The 16,410-nt window shown below is 42.9% G+C and carries 17 protein-coding genes; all 17 read right to left on the bottom strand.

Features of this window, described 5'->3' with window-relative positions:
* Window positions 1–168: 168 nt before the first annotated feature.
* Window positions 169–513 (bottom strand): DUF1831 domain-containing protein, encoded by a 345-nt coding sequence (locus QUF07_RS06905; RefSeq protein WP_217161665.1) that lies wholly within the window; start codon window positions 511–513, stop codon window positions 169–171.
* Window positions 513–1,670, bottom strand: a complete 1,158-nt coding sequence (locus QUF07_RS06900) for a cysteine desulfurase family protein (protein ID WP_217161667.1) — start codon at window positions 1,668–1,670, stop codon at window positions 513–515. Before QUF07_RS06900 ends, QUF07_RS06905 begins: the two co-directional genes overlap by 1 nt.
* A 5-nt stretch (window positions 1,671–1,675) precedes the next feature.
* Entirely contained in the window at window positions 1,676–2,377 is a 702-nt protein-coding gene (locus tag QUF07_RS06895; protein WP_217161670.1) for a 5'-methylthioadenosine/adenosylhomocysteine nucleosidase, read from the bottom strand.
* A gap of 11 nt (window positions 2,378–2,388) precedes the next feature.
* Window positions 2,389–2,700 (bottom strand): hypothetical protein, encoded by a 312-nt coding sequence (locus tag QUF07_RS06890; protein WP_217161672.1) that lies wholly within the window; start codon window positions 2,698–2,700, stop codon window positions 2,389–2,391.
* Window positions 2,701–2,712: 12 nt separating this feature from the next.
* Window positions 2,713–3,255, bottom strand: coding sequence for an NUDIX hydrolase (locus QUF07_RS06885; RefSeq protein ID WP_217342478.1), 543 nt, complete (start codon window positions 3,253–3,255; stop codon window positions 2,713–2,715).
* Between the two features lie 67 nt (window positions 3,256–3,322).
* On the bottom strand, window positions 3,323–3,529 hold the full coding sequence (locus QUF07_RS06880) for a cold-shock protein (protein ID WP_217161676.1): 207 nt from the start codon (window positions 3,527–3,529) through the stop codon (window positions 3,323–3,325).
* Window positions 3,530–3,846: 317 nt separating this feature from the next.
* Window positions 3,847–6,660, bottom strand: a complete 2,814-nt coding sequence (gene ileS / locus QUF07_RS06875; RefSeq protein WP_289427059.1) for an isoleucine--tRNA ligase — start codon at window positions 6,658–6,660, stop codon at window positions 3,847–3,849.
* 478 nt (window positions 6,661–7,138) lie between these two features.
* Window positions 7,139–7,810, bottom strand: coding sequence for a DivIVA domain-containing protein (locus tag QUF07_RS06870; protein ID WP_056981016.1), 672 nt, complete (start codon window positions 7,808–7,810; stop codon window positions 7,139–7,141).
* A 16-nt stretch (window positions 7,811–7,826) separates the two neighbouring features.
* Window positions 7,827–8,615: a YlmH family RNA-binding protein gene (locus tag QUF07_RS06865; RefSeq protein ID WP_289427058.1), complete on the bottom strand. Its 789-nt coding sequence runs from the start codon at window positions 8,613–8,615 to the stop codon at window positions 7,827–7,829.
* A gap of 22 nt (window positions 8,616–8,637) precedes the next feature.
* Window positions 8,638–8,919, bottom strand: a complete 282-nt coding sequence (locus QUF07_RS06860; protein ID WP_249778398.1) for a YggT family protein — start codon at window positions 8,917–8,919, stop codon at window positions 8,638–8,640.
* 33 nt (window positions 8,920–8,952) lie between these two features.
* Window positions 8,953–9,306, bottom strand: coding sequence for a cell division protein SepF (locus QUF07_RS06855; RefSeq protein WP_217161683.1), 354 nt, complete (start codon window positions 9,304–9,306; stop codon window positions 8,953–8,955).
* A gap of 49 nt (window positions 9,307–9,355) precedes the next feature.
* Window positions 9,356–10,660 carry a cell division protein FtsZ gene (ftsZ, locus tag QUF07_RS06850; RefSeq protein WP_217161685.1) on the bottom strand — a complete coding sequence of 435 codons (1,305 nt, stop codon included), beginning with the start codon at window positions 10,658–10,660 and terminating at the stop codon, window positions 9,356–9,358.
* 29 nt (window positions 10,661–10,689) lie between these two features.
* Window positions 10,690–11,994 carry a cell division protein FtsA gene (gene ftsA, locus QUF07_RS06845; protein WP_225427280.1) on the bottom strand — a complete coding sequence of 435 codons (1,305 nt, stop codon included), beginning with the start codon at window positions 11,992–11,994 and terminating at the stop codon, window positions 10,690–10,692.
* An 88-nt stretch (window positions 11,995–12,082) separates the two neighbouring features.
* Window positions 12,083–12,865: a cell division protein FtsQ/DivIB gene (locus QUF07_RS06840; RefSeq protein ID WP_289427057.1), complete on the bottom strand. Its 783-nt coding sequence runs from the start codon at window positions 12,863–12,865 to the stop codon at window positions 12,083–12,085.
* 23 nt (window positions 12,866–12,888) lie between these two features.
* Window positions 12,889–13,980 carry an undecaprenyldiphospho-muramoylpentapeptide beta-N-acetylglucosaminyltransferase gene (gene murG / locus QUF07_RS06835; RefSeq protein WP_217161687.1) on the bottom strand — a complete coding sequence of 364 codons (1,092 nt, stop codon included), beginning with the start codon at window positions 13,978–13,980 and terminating at the stop codon, window positions 12,889–12,891.
* Window positions 13,980–15,359 (bottom strand): UDP-N-acetylmuramoyl-L-alanine--D-glutamate ligase, encoded by a 1,380-nt coding sequence (murD, locus tag QUF07_RS06830; protein ID WP_217161690.1) that lies wholly within the window; start codon window positions 15,357–15,359, stop codon window positions 13,980–13,982. Before murD ends, murG begins: the two co-directional genes overlap by 1 nt.
* Before the next feature lie 76 nt (window positions 15,360–15,435).
* The gene (mraY, locus tag QUF07_RS06825) at window positions 15,436–16,395 is read right to left on the bottom strand and encodes a phospho-N-acetylmuramoyl-pentapeptide-transferase (protein WP_217161692.1); all 960 of its coding nucleotides are present in this window, start codon (window positions 16,393–16,395) and stop codon (window positions 15,436–15,438) included.
* Window positions 16,396–16,410 lie beyond the last annotated feature (15 nt).

The raw sequence follows: 16,410 nt of genomic DNA, 5'->3' as shown, positions 1-16,410 counted from the left end.
AAACAAAAAGAGCCCTAATCACAAAGTGATTAGAACTCGAATTTAGTTTCACCAACAACAGTTGACGAAGAGCCAAAAGTAATGCATTCCAAAATCAGAATGCATTACTTTTTTGGCTTAAATTCTGGGATCAAATCACCTTTCGTCCCAATATCTCCAAAATTACGACTAATCAGCTCGTTTAATCACATCACGATCAATCAAGTTATTAATAATGAAATTATATTGTTCAACACTGTCCGCAGTTGCGTCGTCCTTAAAAATGTTCACTTTCTTAAGGCCGTTGCCAGTGGTGATGGACATTCTGAAGCCAGCCAAGTCTTTAGAAACCATCATTTTAAATTTGTAGCCAGCGTTATATGGAGAATTTGGATCTAATGAACGATCCAGTGAAAAATTGCCGGCTTTGGTTTCAATAAAGCCTAAATCTTTAAGGGTATACCGCTTAATCCCCTCACTAATTTGGTAAGTTTGTTGATCACCGTTTGCTTGCGCAGTCTTTGAAAATGCCATTACAGCTTCACCCCCTTAACTCGATTAGAAATTTTAGTAATTGCATCGACTAATTTATCTAGATCTTCAGTGGTGGTGTAGCGGCCAAAACTAATTCGAATTGACTCGCTAATTCGAGGACTATCCTTGCCATACATCGCAACCAGCACATGGGAAGGCTCGATACTGCCAGCTGTGCACGCCGACCCGCCAGACACAGCAATTCCAGCAAGATCCAAGTTGGTTTGCATCACGTAGGTTGAAATCCCTTTAAGCCAAATATTAAAGACATGGTTCAAATTATGTTCATCAATGTCCCCATTGACTTCAAATTCAACCCCATTTTCAGTTAATTTAGCCGCAATATATTGCTTGAATTTGAAATACTTTGCTTGTCGGTGAGCCTTTTCAGCTTCGGTAATTGTCTCAACCGCTTTACCAAATCCAGCAATGGCGGGAACATTTTCAGTCCCTGCTCGCCGTTTCTCCTCTTGATCGCCACCCTTCACAAAGCTTGGGAAGTTAATCCCATTGCGCTTGTAAAGAAAACCAATCATCTTGGGTCCGTTGATTTTATGAGCCGACGTTGACAGCATATCAATGTGGTCGCGGTTGACGTCAATGTTCAGTAATCCATAAGCCTGAACGGCATCTGTATGGAACCAAGCTTGGTGATCCTTCAAAATTTCCCCAATCTCATGAATGGGCATGACCGAACCGACCTCATTATTGCCCATCATGATGGAAACGAGGATCGTCTGATCATCCAATGCAGCTTTAAAGTCATCTAAAGAGATGTTTCCGTGCTCATCGACGGGTAAATAGGTAATCTTGAAGCCCATCTTTTCGAGAGCCTCACAGGTCTTTAAAACGGCCTCATGTTCAATTGCAGTTGTGATGATATGCTTGCCAAGTGACTGACGGGCAAGCGCCGTTTGCATAATCGCAGTGTTGTCACTTTCTGAACCGCCACTGGTAAAGATAATGTCATCAGTATCCGCATTGATGCTCTTAGCGATGATCTCTCGGGCATGTTCCATGACCGCCCGTGCTTGGCGTCCCAAGCCATACAACGTTGAGGCGTTCCCATAAACATTTTTATACTTATCCATCAGCTCCGCATATACTTCTTCGGAAACCGGTGTGGTTGCGGCATTGTCCAAATAAATCTCGTCCAAAGCTTTCACTCCTTTAATAACTCATTCTTGAAGAAATCAATTAACATTTGCCCAGACTTTTTGCCGGCACTCACAATGAATTGGTCAAAATTAACATTGGCGTTCTCATCACCAACATCAGACATCGCCCGAATGACGACGTAAGGCACCTTGTTTTCGTAGGCTATCTGGCCGACTGCGGCGCCTTCCATCTCAGAACAGAGTGCATCCGGAAAGTTTTGCTTGATTGTGGCAATGACTTTTGGATCGGCTACAAATTGATCGCCCGAAACAACGAGACCGCGATGGGCAACCACACCACTTTCTTTAGCGGCCTTCAAGATCTTATCTTCAAGCTGTTGATCAGCCGGGAACCGGGCTGGGAAATTAGGCAGTTGCCCCATTTTGTAGCCAGCAGCCGTCACGTCAACGTCGTGATAAGCGGTTTCGGATGAAACCACGACATCCCCAATTGAAAGGCCATCACCAATTCCACCTGCTGAACCTGAGTTGATCAAGCTGTCAACATTGAAATGATTAATCAGGATAGCAGCCGTAATTCCCGCTTGGACTTTACCAATTCCAGATTTAACAATGACCATTTTTTGATGATGAATTTGGCCGATGAAAAAGTCAGCATGACCATAATGTTCAGTTGTGCCGTTGTCGAGGGCATCCTTTAAGATTGCCAACTCCTCGTCCATTGCACATATAATTCCGTAAGCCATAAAAATTCTCCTTAATTAATGAAAAATAAGACTAAATAGACGATCAGGATTAAGAACAGCAACACTGAAATTGTCCAATTTAATCGTCGATTGATCTTTCTCCATTTGAATGTTTTAAAGTCTTCGGCAGCTTCTGTTGACGTCGCAGCCTCTGGGGCACGATCATCTGGCGCCTCTTGATTATGTTCGCGGGCGTACTGGCGCTCGACCTGCACTCGGCGCTTGTCACGTTGCTTGAAGTCGTCATCTTGTTGCTGCCGTAATTTTCTGTATTGTTCTCGAGTGAGTGGTTCGGACTCTTTTTTATGATCGTCAATTGCCAATTAAGTGGTCACCTACTTTTGCATGAGTTGCCAGTACTGGATTGCCATGATTGTTTTTGCGTCTTCAATTTCACCATTGGCAACCATTTCAACAGCTTCTGGAAGGGGCTTCTTGATAATCTCCAGGAATTCACCCTTATCACGGGGCAGTTCGTCTTCAACCGGTTGGAGATCTTCAGCCAAATACAGTTGCATATATTCGTCACAAAAGCCAACCGATGAATAGAAGCCGGCCAGTCGTTTAACTGTTCGAGGCACGTAACGAATCTCTTCATTGAGTTCACGAATCACGGCATGATGAAAATTAGTGTCCCGGCTATCCACTTTGCCGGCCGGAATTTCAATGGTGGTCTTGCCGATTGGGGCCCGCCACTGCTTTTCGAGAATCATTTGATTGTCGTGGGTCAATGCTAAAACACCGACTGCTCCCGAATGGTGAACGACTTCGCGAAAGGCTTGCTCACCATTTGGCAGACGAACAGTTTGCTTTTCAACATTAATAATTGCCCCATCATAGATTTTTTCTGAGCCAATAACGTGTTCTACAAAATTCAAAAAATCACCTTATTTTGTTTAATGATCTTATTCTACAAAGATTTGCCAGCTAATGCAATTGTGGCACTCAGTCTTCAACCACGTGGGCTTTAGCAGCTTGGGGCCCCTTTTGGCCTTCAACCACAACATAGGTCACTCTGGCGCCCACCTGAATGGTCCCGTACTGATCTTCTGGGAAAGCATTTTTAAAGAAGAACAGGTCGTCGCCATCATCTTGGGTAATGAAGCCAAACGCATTCCTTGGACTGTAAGTTTTAATTTTTCCTTTTAACAAAATGGTTCCTCCTTGTGAAACGTTAATCGTACTTGAAAAGTACTAACTTCTATTTTCTTGCTCAATTATAGAAACTGTCTCGGTAAGCATTTAACCTACGCATCGAACCACTTATCTTATCGCTTGCTAACACACAACCTCGGATGATAAAAGCTCAAACTCAGAATCCCGCTGCACAGTACTTAGATTCCGATTACTATTCACCATCACAAAAAAATAAAGCTAGCACAAAATTAATTGTCACTAGCTTCATTTTACTGTTTAAGGATTAAATATAAAATAGAATTTCAAAAATCTCTTCTGAATTCTAAAGGATCTTAATCTTTTTTGTCTGTAAAGCCTTCAGTAGCGGTTTCAGGGAATTCACTACGGACAATTTCCGCACATGATTGACAGAATGTTGGGTAGTCACTATCAGCACCAACATCGGTTTTAGTCAACCGGCAACGTTCACAAACTTGACCATCGGCCTTTTCAACCAACAATGCCAAGCCGTCACTGTCAAACTTAGTGCTGTTATCTGGCGCGTCAGTGAAGTCGGTAACCTCCAGCTGAGAAACCATCAGGACCGTCGCCAAATCGGTGTGGAGGCTTTCGAATAAATCAGCAACCTCTGACGTCGCATAAATCGTCAATTTGGCTTCTGAGGATTTACCAATTTGCTTGGCGTCCCGAGCTTCTTCAAGCACCTTCAAGACATCGTTTCGGTAGGTCATGAACTTGTTCCAATTTGCCAAGATTGTCGCATCATTGTCAAAATGTTGTGGTTCTGGAATGTCCGTTAGCTGCACGAATTCTTCTGGTTCCTTCAAGAATGGCCAGATTTCCTCGGTCGTATGAGGTAACACTGGGGTCATTAACTTAGTTAAGGTCACAGCTACGTCATACATTACTGTTTGCATTGAACGGCGCTTGTGACCATCCTTGCGATCAATATAGACAATATCCTTGGCAATATCCAGATAGAACGCAGACAAATCGGTTGAAATAAAACTAACCAATTTCTTGTTCAAATCCAAGAAGTCGTACTTTTCGTAACAATCACGAGCTTCTCCCAAGAACTTGTTCAATAGAATCATCATGTATTGATCTTGAGTTTCCAATTGATCAAATGGCACAGCATCCCTCTTTGGATCAAAGTCGGAAACGTTGGCAAGTAAGTAACGCATCGTGTTGCGGATCTTCTTATACGAATCTGAAACCTTCACGAAGTTTTCGGTACTTACACGAACATCAGCGGAAGTATCAACTGATGTCACCCAAAGACGGACAATTTCTGCTCCCATCTTCTTAATCACGTCAATTGGTGCAATTGTGTTTCCAAGTGATTTACTCATCTTGTGGCCTTGACCATCAAGGGTGAATCCTTGTGATAAGACTTGTTTATATGGTGCTTTGTTCGAAACAGCAACACTGGTAATCAGGCTTGAATTGAACCAGCCACGATATTGGTCGGAGCCTTCCAAGTACATATCAGCAGGATAAGTTAAATCGTCTCTTTCCTCAAGAACTCCCTGATGAGATGAACCTGAATCAAACCACACATCCATAATGTCGTTTTCTTTAGTAAACTTGCCGTTTGGTGAATGCTCGCTCTTAAAGCCGGCTGGTAATAAGTCTTTGGCATCCTTTTCGAACCAAATGTCTGAACCGTGCTTCTCAAACAAATCAGCAACGTGGTTGATGGTTTCTTCAGTGATAATCGCTTCACCATCTTCACCATAGAAGATTGGTAGCGGCACACCCCAAACCCGTTGTCTGGAGATAACCCAGTCGCCACGGTTTTTGATCATGTTGGCCAGACGAACTTTCCCCCAGTCAGGGAAGAACTGAACGTCGTCAAGCGATTTCAAAATGTCGTCTTTGATCTTATCAACTGAGGCGAACCACTGAGGTGTTGCCCGGAAGATGATTGGCTTCTTGGTTCGCCAGTCAAATGGGTAACTATGCTTCAACGGCATGTATCGGAGTAACAAGTTAGCCTCTTTTAATTTATCCAAGGCAATCTTGTTGGCGTCATCATAAAAGACCCCAGCAAAGTCTTTACCGGACTCTTCGGTCAAATATCCTTTATCATCAACTGGCGCAAAAATATCAAGCCCATATTTGCGGCCAATGTTAAAGTCATCTTCACCATATCCAGGAGCGGTATGGACTAATCCAGTACCTTCTTCCAAATCAACGAAGTCACCTAACATCGTCAATAATTTTCGACTATGATCAAATGGGTGTTCTGCAAGAATACCTTCCAGTTCTTGGCCCTTAACCGTTTTGAGAGTCTTAACATTCTTCCAGCCAACCAATTCAGAAACCTTGTTGACCAATTCACTGGCAATCACAAAGTGACGGTCATCACCCTCTGGTTGAACAACAGAATAATCAAATCCCGCATCAACGGTAATTCCTTCAGAAGCTGGGATGGTCCATGGCGTCGTTGTCCAGACAACCATGAACGTCGTGTCATTATTCAAGACACCTTTTCCATCAACAACTTTTTCGCCATAAAAGGCAGTTGGGGAAGTAATATCGTGATATTCAACTTCGGCTTCAGCTAGAGCAGATTCTGACGACCACGACCAGTAAACGGGCTTTTTACCCTTGTAAATCAACCCACGTTTGGCAAATGCACCAAACACCCGAATTTCTTGGGCTTCGAATTCAGGTTTCAAAGTCAAATAAGGATTATCCCAATCACCAGCAACTCCCAGTCGTTTAAATTCTGCCTTTTGCCGTTCAACTTGCTTTAAGGCATACTCACGACAGAGCTTTCGGAAATCGTTAGTGGACATTTTCTTACGATCATAACCAGCTTGGGTTAATTTTTGTTCGATTGGTAATCCATGAGTGTCCCAACCGGGAACGTAAGGTGCCCGATAACCACTCATTGACTTGTATCGAACAATAATATCCTTTGAAATTTTATTCATCGCGTGACCCATATGGATATCACCATTGGCATATGGAGGGCCATCGTGGAGGACAAAGGTTGGTTTGCCCTCGTTTAATTTTTGTCTTTGTTGATAAACATGGTTTTCGTCCCATGCTTTTTGTCGGTCGACTTCTTTAACAGGAAGATTGCCGCGCATTTTGAACTTTGTTTTGCCTAAGTTTAATGTATCTTTTACCCGCATTGTTTGACTTCCCTTCTTAAATTGTTTGTTTTCAGGATAATGATGGGGCCGATGGATTTTCTTAAATTGGGTCATGGAAACGCGCTCAGCCGCTTGCTACCTGAGAACTTCTCATTAAAATCCAAACCCAGGATTTCAACTTTTGGCGGCCTAGTGGAAACGTGCTTCTCCAAGCAGAAACTTCCACATAAGCACCTCCAACATCAATCCCAAAATCAGGATTGACGTTGGAGCCGACTTATGTTCCAGTTTCTAACCGCTTGGATCAGCACTCTAGCAAAAAGAGCCCTCGCCGCTAGGGACGAAGACTCTTCGTGGTACCACCCAAATTTAGAATTTTGCAATTCTCTCTAAAAGCAATCGATTTATGTACTAGAGCTGATCTATTCATTGATTGTTGACTGCTAAACTTTCACCATCTTTAGCTCGCTTACGTGTCAACCAATAAACTTTCTGGTCTCTAATCGATTCAAAATATTTACTTTGCGTCGTTGGGGTAATACACAACCGTTTTGCTTGGATCCTCGGTCGTTGTTGCATCTACCACCGTGTCCGCATCATTATCCTGTTTGGTTTCTGATTTTAACCCTGAATTTGTGTGGTTGTCAAGGCTGCCAACAACTTTTTCGATGTCCTCATAAGTCGTCGTCGGGGTTTCTTCAACCAGATGATCCCAATCTGATCCCTTGATCACTTCAAGCTGACTTTCCAACATCACTTGGAGCCGTTGGCGGAAAACTCTGGTATTTTTCCGTAAGTCATCAGTCTCAATGGCCAACTTCTTAGCTCGCTTGGAAGCTTCTTCCAGAATATTATTAGCCTTTTCGTCAGCGGCATTCAAAATGTCGTCAGCTTTCTTTTGGGCTTCCCGGTTGGTAATTTCGGCTTCCTTCTTAGAGTTGGTCTTAACCTTATCAGCAGCCTCTTGGGCAACCAAGATTGACTGGTTCAAGGAATCCTTCAAATCATTGAAATATGATAATTTGTCCTTTGACTCGTCAAGTTTCGATGAGAGATCCTTATTCTCTTGAAGGACAATTTGGTAGTCTTTAATAATTTGGTCTAAGAAATCATTAACTTCATCAATATTGTAACCCCTTAATTTGGTCGAAAATTCTTTGTTGTGAATGTCTTGTGGACTTAATACCATGGTGAATCAACCCCTCCTATTTATTTCGATTGTATACATCAATAACAATTCGAATTTTATCCTTTTTGGTCATTCCTAAAATATCCCTGATTACAATCCGGCCAAATCCACGGACCGAAACAATGTCCTTAATTGACAGTTCCAAGTCCGGCCGATCAGAAGTTACCCAGTTAATTCGAACTTGCCCGCCATCAACCAACTCTTTGGCATGATGCCGGGAAATATGAAAACCGTCACTGACGAGGGTATCAACCCGCCGCGAAGAAACGGTGGTCGTAACTTCTTCACTTTCATCGGTTGGATGAATGATTTGTTCAGGATCAATTTCCTTAAGTTTGACCTTAATCTTGCCAATCTTATCAACCTGAGCGTGAACATAATCAGCCATTTCGGATTCACACATGAATTGCCAGTTAAGGCCATCTGTGATGATATCACCAATCACATCCCGATCAATTCCAGCTCCCATAATGGAACCAAGAATTTGACCGTGTGACAACGTGGCAAACTTGCTTGGATAGTCGATTTGAAATGCGGTGATATTAAAATCATTGTCGGTCGGGGTAAAATACTCTGGAAACGCAATTGCCCGCTTCATTTCAGCTTCTGCAAAGCCACCAAACGTCTTAAATGTAATCCCATCATATCGATTAACGATTGTTTCAAGAATATAAAGCTGCCTTGGATTTAAAAAATTAGTTAGGATCGGCCGATATTCATTTTCAACTCTTCCGCTCAAGCTATCGATTGACTCAAGAAATGGAAGCTCGTCTGGTCGGTAGTGTTGTGAAACGTTAGAATCCACCACGGTAATACCCCTCTTCATACTAGTAAAAGAAACCAATCAGTAAATTACCTACGTATGTCACCCCATACTGAACAAACGTGAGCACCGCCAATGCAACCAGCGGTGCCAAGCTAATCATCCCAATCGTTGCAAAATTGAATAGCCGTTCAAACGGTTCAACAATTCGTGCTAAAAATCTTCCAATTGCGGTTCCATATGAGTTCGGAAACCAACTCATCAAAGCATAAACAACAATTGCCAGCATGTAAGCACTGATCAGCTTGTTGATTATCTCAGCTGCGTAAAAAACAAAAGTTGCCAATCGATCGCTCCTTATTCTTTTAAAGTGAAATCCTTACTTAGTTACTTGGAACTTTTTTGGTGAACACAAGAAAATATCTTTGTCCAACCGGTTGATGGAACCATGAATTGCAAACAAAACCCCATTCAAAAAATCGACCATTCTAGCAGAAGAATTCACATCCAGTTTGTTTAACTTAATGATGACTGCGCTATCTTCCAAAAGCTTTTGAGCAATTGTATCCACATCTGTGTAGTTAATTGGCTCAAAAACAATTATTTTACTAGGATCAATGTTTTGTCTATTCATGAGAACCACGTTATCTGTTGACTTTTCGTTATCAGTATTTGACTGATCTGCATCCGTGTCCATCCCGAAAAAATTAGCTAAATTAAATTTTTGTGGCATGTTGTTTCCTTTCGTATTCACCAATTCGATAAATACCGGTCACACAGAACTATTTGTCACGACGACGGTGTTTAAAGAATGGTGGAATATCGTCTTGAGAATCATCAGATTGATCTTGTTGAGTTGCATCATCAGAACTTACATCGGGTTGAAAGGGGTCAAAATCCTTCTTTTCAACATCACTGAACTCATCATCTTCACTAACCGAAGGACGGGCAGCGGCTGGTTGTTTTCTAATATCCCAATTACCCAATGGATCATTTTGAGATGTCGATTTGGATTTGCTGCTACCTGCATTTGATTTATTACGATCAATTGCGTGAGGACGAGCAACGTTGTTGGTTTGTGGTCGAGCAGTTCGAGTTCTTCTTGAAGCTAATCGGCCTTCGTCAGCCCGCTTCTTGTCGATTCCAGTTGCAATTACTGTAACCCGAACTTCATCACCCAAGGATTCGTCAATTGAAGTCCCGAAGATGATGTTAACATCGCTGGTAGCTGCCTGTGAAACAATATCTGAAGCATCTTGAGCTTCAAACAATGACAAGTCTGGACCACCGGTAATGTTAAGCAGGACTTGTTCTGCACCATCAATTGAAACTTCCAACAATGGTGAAGAAATTGCCTTTTTGGTTGCTTCTGCAGTCCGGTTTTCGCCGTTGGCAGTACCAACTCCCATTAAAGCTGAACCTTGATCTTGCATAGTGGTCTTAACATCGGCAAAATCCAAGTTGACATAACCTGGGCTGGTAATAAGGTCCGAGATACCTTGAACACCTTGGCGAAGCACGTTATCTGCTTCCTTGAAGGCATCCATCATTGGCGTCTTTTTATCAACCATTTCAAGCAATTGATTATTAGAGATGACAATTAACGTATCAACATTTTCCTTGAGTTGAGCTACCCCTTGATCTGCGTATTTAACTCGGCGAGGGCCTTCAAAGCTAAACGGTTTGGTTACAACGCCAACCGTCAACGCACCTTGGTCTTTGGCGATCTTAGCAACAATCGGAGCAGCACCGTTACCAGTACCACCACCCATTCCTGCAGTTACGAAGACCATGTCTGCGCCTTCAAGGGCTTCAGTAATGGCTTCTTCACTTTCTTCCGCGGCTTTAGCCCCAACGTCAGGGTTGGAACCTGCACCAAGTCCGCGGGTCAATTTCGGGCCAAGTTGAATTCTGGTCTCTGCTTTAGAAGTTGCTAAAGCTTGAACATCGGTGTTGGCAACAATGAACTCAACACCCTTAACGTCTGCATTAATCATCGTGTTCACGGCATTGCTTCCGCCACCGCCAACTCCGATAACTTTAATATTTGCACCGTGACTATCGGTGGAATCTAATGAGTACTCCATAATTATTTTTACCTCCGTAAAGTGCCTTATTAATCAAAGAAATCGCTAAAGAAATTCTTGATTCCTTCGCCACGTTTTTTCTTCTGTGTTTGTCGTTTGGGCTTTGCTGATTTCTCAGACACAGGGACTTGGACATCTTGAGAACTGGATAGCTTTGGAACCTTGGTTAACGTGGCACCAACGGCTGACCTAACAATCATATCGACGTCAGGTAAATCAGCAAAATATGACACCAGTGATAATGCGGCGGTAAACGATGGATGTCGCAATCCCATTTGATCAGGAATATAGACTCTGACGTTCGTATTGAACTGATCAGCGGCTAATTCGGCAATTCCTGGAAGAGCAGCCACACCACCTGTCAGAACAATGCCCCCTGGTAAATCCAATGCCTGAATCTGATTGAGATGGTCCTTAATTCTATCAAAGATTTGACTTAACCGTGCTTCAATGATCTCAGCCAGATATCGTTCGTCAATGTAGGTTGGCTCAGATTGGCCAACAACTTCAACTGGAAATTCATTATCGGCAGACGCCTGTAATGAATCCGCATAACCGTAGTCTCGTTTAATCTTTTCAGCACTATTCATCGATGTGTTGAGAACAATTGAAATGTCTTTGGTAATATAGGCACCACCCTCAGGATCGGTTGTGGCGTACTTCAGTTGGTGATCGTGGATGACAGAAGCAGTTGTCTGGCCGCCACCAAGATCGACAATGATTGTCCCAAAGTCCTGTTCGCCATCATTCAACAACTCGTGGCTCTCGGCCAAGGGTGTTAATACGGTGGACATAATATTTAAGCCGGCTTTTTCAACCGCTTTTTGTAAATTGTGCATAATTCCCTTAGATCCACTGATCAGCTTCCCGCGCATTTCGAGCCGGACGCCCACCATTCCCCGTGGATCTTTAATGCCATCGAATCCATCGACAATGAACTCTTCCGGTTGGATGTCAATAATTTCCCGTTCTGTAGGTAGACTGGTACCCAAGGCAGAAGCCGCCACGTTTCTCACGTCTTCTTCGGTAATCTCTCGTGATTGATCATCGAGGGTGATTAACCCATTACATGGTTCGATCTTGAGCATGTTGGCCGGAACACTGACAATAACGTCTTTAATTTCAATACTTGCTTTTTCTTGAGCTTGATTTACAGCACTTCTGATTGCTTCAGCAGCCTGATCAATATCAACGATCACACCACGACTCAATCCGTTAGAAGGCTGATTCCCCACACCAATAACGTTCAATTGCCCTTTGACTTTTTCTGCAACAATTACCTTTATTGAGGTAGTTCCTATATCAAGTCCCACATATAAACCCGAATTATCCATATATGTAAGGAACCTCCACATCTAGAATATTTTCTGAACATAACATAAGTTTAACACAATCATAACCATGGAAAAAGATTAATTGACCCTAATAACCCTGCGCCACACTTGTATTCACAGCCGATTGTTTTTTTGTAATTGGATATGAATACGCACCAACTTCCATATTGATAATACTCTTAACCTTGCGCTTTGAATTAATGCTTGGATAATAGTCCATTTTGTCACCAAAACTACTAATGGAAGCGTACACTTTGTTACCATCCGTCATTTGCAAAAAGATCCGGTCCGGATTGCTTTTCGTTGGTGAATAACTGATCGTGTTAATCACGGCCCTAACTGGTGGATTAATCCGCCGATACTGCTTAATGGTTCGCTTAAGTTTCTTAGGATCATGAAACTTCTTAAGTACCGGGAACCCATCGCGCGGATTCAACACTTTGGTCTTGATGATGACACCACTTTGAAGGATTGGCTCATACCCTCTGTGATCATAAAGATACCCGATTGTGGGATACTCTTCAACCTTAATTTTAACTTGATTGAAATTAACGAGTTTGACCTTCACGGATTGCATCCGCTGACTGCGCTGTTTCAAGCGTTTAGCCAACTTCTTCTGCTTTCCCCAAACAGAGAATAATGAGGTGCCTTTTTTGACTGGCGAATAATGCTTAATCTGCTTCACACTGATAATCTCATTGCCGGAGATATCAACGGACTTTACTTTGCTGTATGGCGATATCAGGAATGCCATACACCCAATGATGGTGATCGTTAATATAATCAACGGCCACATCTTTTTCAAATTTCGAATCTGATAACGGTGAAAAAGTCCCTTTTCAGATTCTGGAATGTCACTTCTTTGGCCCACCGATATCTACCCCCAGCAACTTATTAACGACTAATGGATCTTGCAAGATTTAAAATCTTGTCAGCCGAATCAACGACTCCCAATTTCTTTGAATCAACTGACATTTTCTCACGTTCCGCTGAATCATGCATCAATTGATCGACAGATTTAACTAAACTTTGACCATTTAGTTCATCCTGCTTAATCATCAACGCAGCCCCGCGATTAACCAGGCTCATGGTATTCTTTGTTTGGTGATCGGCAGTCACATATGGGCTGGGAATCAAGACAGCTGGGATCCCCAAGGCCGTAATTTCGGCAATGCTGGTTGCCCCTGAACGCCCCACAATCAAGGACACCCGGGGCAGCACCTTGGGCATATTATCTATGTAAGGCAGAATTTTGATATTATCGCTGATTCGGACTTTGTCGAGCTGCTCAATAACAGAATCATACCGTTTCTGGCCAGTGACAAACACAACTTGATAGCGGCGCTTGTTAAATTCACTGATGGCTTCGATGACGGCATTGTTAATTGCCGGAGCACCCTGGCTGCCACCGAAGATGAGAACGGTTGGCACATCGTCTTGCATGCCAATTTCAGACCACTTAAAGTCACTATGCATATTAGCAACTTGTTGAGCGCGAGGATTGCCGGCAAAGACCACTTTCTCTTTTGGAAATTGGTCAGCTGCTTCATGGAACCCAATCGCAATTTTATCAACGTAACGGCTTAAAAACTTGTTGGTAAGGCCAACAGCACTATTTTGCTCATGAATGATCGTTGGAATATGGGCTTTGGCAGCTGCATAAACCACTGCCCCAGAAACGTAGCCGCCAGTGCCGATCACCACGTCTGGTTTAAAATCTTTAATGATTTTTTTAGAGGTATGAACACTTTTTAGAAAAAGAGCAACCGTCTTGAAATTCTCAAGTGAAAGGGATCGCTTAAATCCTTGAATCTCCAATTCGACAAACTTAATGCCCTGTTTAGGCACAATCGAACTTTCGAGGCCCCGTCTGGAACCGACATAAAGGACTTCTGAATCAGGCTCTTGTTTCATTAGGTCCTCGATGATCGCTAGGGCTGGATAAATATGGCCGCCAGTTCCGCCACCAGAAATGATTAATCGCATTAATGTCCCTCCTGCTTGTGCGTCAACTTCTCAACATCTTTGATAAATTGATCGCCTCGTTGTTCAAAAGTCTTGAACTGATCCCAACTGGCATTGGCTGGCGATAGCAAAACAATATCACCTTCATCACTGTCCGCATAAGCTGCTGGAACAGCTTCGTCAAGGTTATCTACCTTTTGGATATGTTCAACCCCTGCCTTTTGAAGTGAAGCTTCCAATAAATCAGCAGTCTCACCAAATAAAACAGCAGCTTTGACATGTTCTTTAAATTGAGGGATCAATTTATCAAAGGTATAGCCTCGATCCAACCCACCAGCGAGTAAGATAACTGGCTTATCAAAGCCTTCAAGGGCCATTTGGGTTGCCTCAATATCAGTTGCCTTAGAATCGTTGTAAAAGCGGCGACCATTCGCTTCAAGAACAAATTGGCAGCGATGACGAACCCCCGTAAATGTTTCCAAAACATTGGTAATTGCCAAATTTGATTTACCCAACACTTTGGCGGTGGCAATAGCAGCCAGCGCATTTTCAACATTTTGTTTACCGGGAACTTTGATGTCGTCAGCATTCATAATGAATTCGTCGTTGTAATACAGCTTACCGTTCTTTTCGTATGCCCCGTGATCAATTTCGCTGGTTCGGGCAAAGGGAACAACCTCAGCTTGACTGCGATGGCTTAATTGACGCCACTCGTCGGAATCAAAATTTACCACGAAGAAATCTTCCGGGGTCTGATTCATCGTGATCCGCATCTTGGCATTCACGTAATTTTCCCGGGTCTTATGGTAATCCAAGTGATTAGAGAAGATATTGGTCAAAACGGCCACGTGGGGATGGAGATTTTTAATTCCCAGCAACATAAAGCTGGATAATTCCATCACAATTGTATCATCGGCAGTTGCCTTTTTAGCAGTCTCAGTCGCGGAAATACCAATATTTCCGGCAGCGTAGGCTTGACCCTTTTGGCGTTCTTCATTCAAAATCTTGGTGATCATCGTCACCGTCGTCGTTTTACCATTACTTCCAGTAACCCCCACAATTTCGGCATCTGTAATCTGGGCGGCTAATTCAACTTCAGTGATGATTGGTAAATGGTGATTAACGGCCGAGTTTACAACCGGGTTGTCATAAGGGATACCCGGATTCTTAACCATCAGATCAAAGCCACGATCCAAAATATCTGCGGGCTGTTCACCAGTGAGCGTTTCAATCCCACGGTCATTGAGCTCTTTAACTTCGGGCAACTCACTTGCTGGCTTGGAATCGCTCAACGTCACTGTTGCCCCGAGTTCCTGCATGGTTTCTGCTGCGTGAGTGCCACTTTTACCGGCACCCAATACTAATACTTTTTTATTTTTATAATCATCAATAGATTTCATCGTCAATTCCCTCATTCAAAGTTATTTCAGTATAGTCAAAGAGGCTGGATACAAAACAGCCGTTTTGTTCCAACCTTTAAACAATCGTTATGATACTTGCAGCTGCTGCAATCAAGGCAATCGACCAAAATACAATGTCGATCTTCCACTCATTCCAGCCGAGCATTTCAAAATGGTGATGAATCGGTGTCATCTTGAAAACCCGTTTGCCGGTGAGCCTGAAAGAGGCCACTTGAATCATAACGCTAGCTGTCTCACCTACATAAATGATTCCGATAATGAGCAATGAGAATTCATGGTGAACCAGGATCGACACACAGGCAAGTGCAGCCCCAAGTGCCAAAGAACCCATATCCCCCATGAAAATCTTTGCTGGTTTGTGATTAAAGATAAAGAAGCCTAACAGACCACCGACAATGGTGAAACAGAAGACAGCCACCTGTACTTGGTGCTGGTACAATGCAATGATGCCATAAGCTCCAAAAGAAATGATGCCGAGACCAGCAACCAACCCATCCAAGCCATCGGTCAGGTTGACAGCATTTGAAAAGCCAACCAACCAAAAAACAATGAACAGAATGTACCAGTATGACACACTTAAATCGTGGGCAAACGGAATTTTGAATGCCATCGGAAAGCCTTCATGAAGATAAACCAACGAAAAGACAATTGCGGCCACAATTTGACCTAAAAATTTCTGCCAAGCTTTCAAGCCTTCATTCTGACGCTTAAATAACTTGATACTGTCGTCCCACATACCAATTAATCCATAGGCAATCAAAACAAACAGTAAGATTAACAGAGTCGGATTTAAAATGTGTTGAGTCCAGCCAAATACCAAATCAGTTAAAATGGTCGCAATGATAAACAGAATACCACCCATGGTGGGGGTTCCCGACTTTTTCTCGTGCCAAGTCGGACCTTCTTCTCGAATCATTTGACCCTCATGCTTGCTTCTAAAGTACTTGATTAGGCTTGGCATAAACAAAGCCGTAATTATAAATCCACTTAATAAAGGTATCGCCCAATTAATCATTATCCCGTTAACCCA

Source organism: Lentilactobacillus sp. TOM.63, assembly GCF_030361045.1.
GTDB classification, from domain to species: domain Bacteria; phylum Bacillota; class Bacilli; order Lactobacillales; family Lactobacillaceae; genus Lentilactobacillus; species Lentilactobacillus dabitei.
Note: the sequence above shows the minus strand (reverse complement) of the source record. Positions and strands in the feature narration are given on the sequence as shown.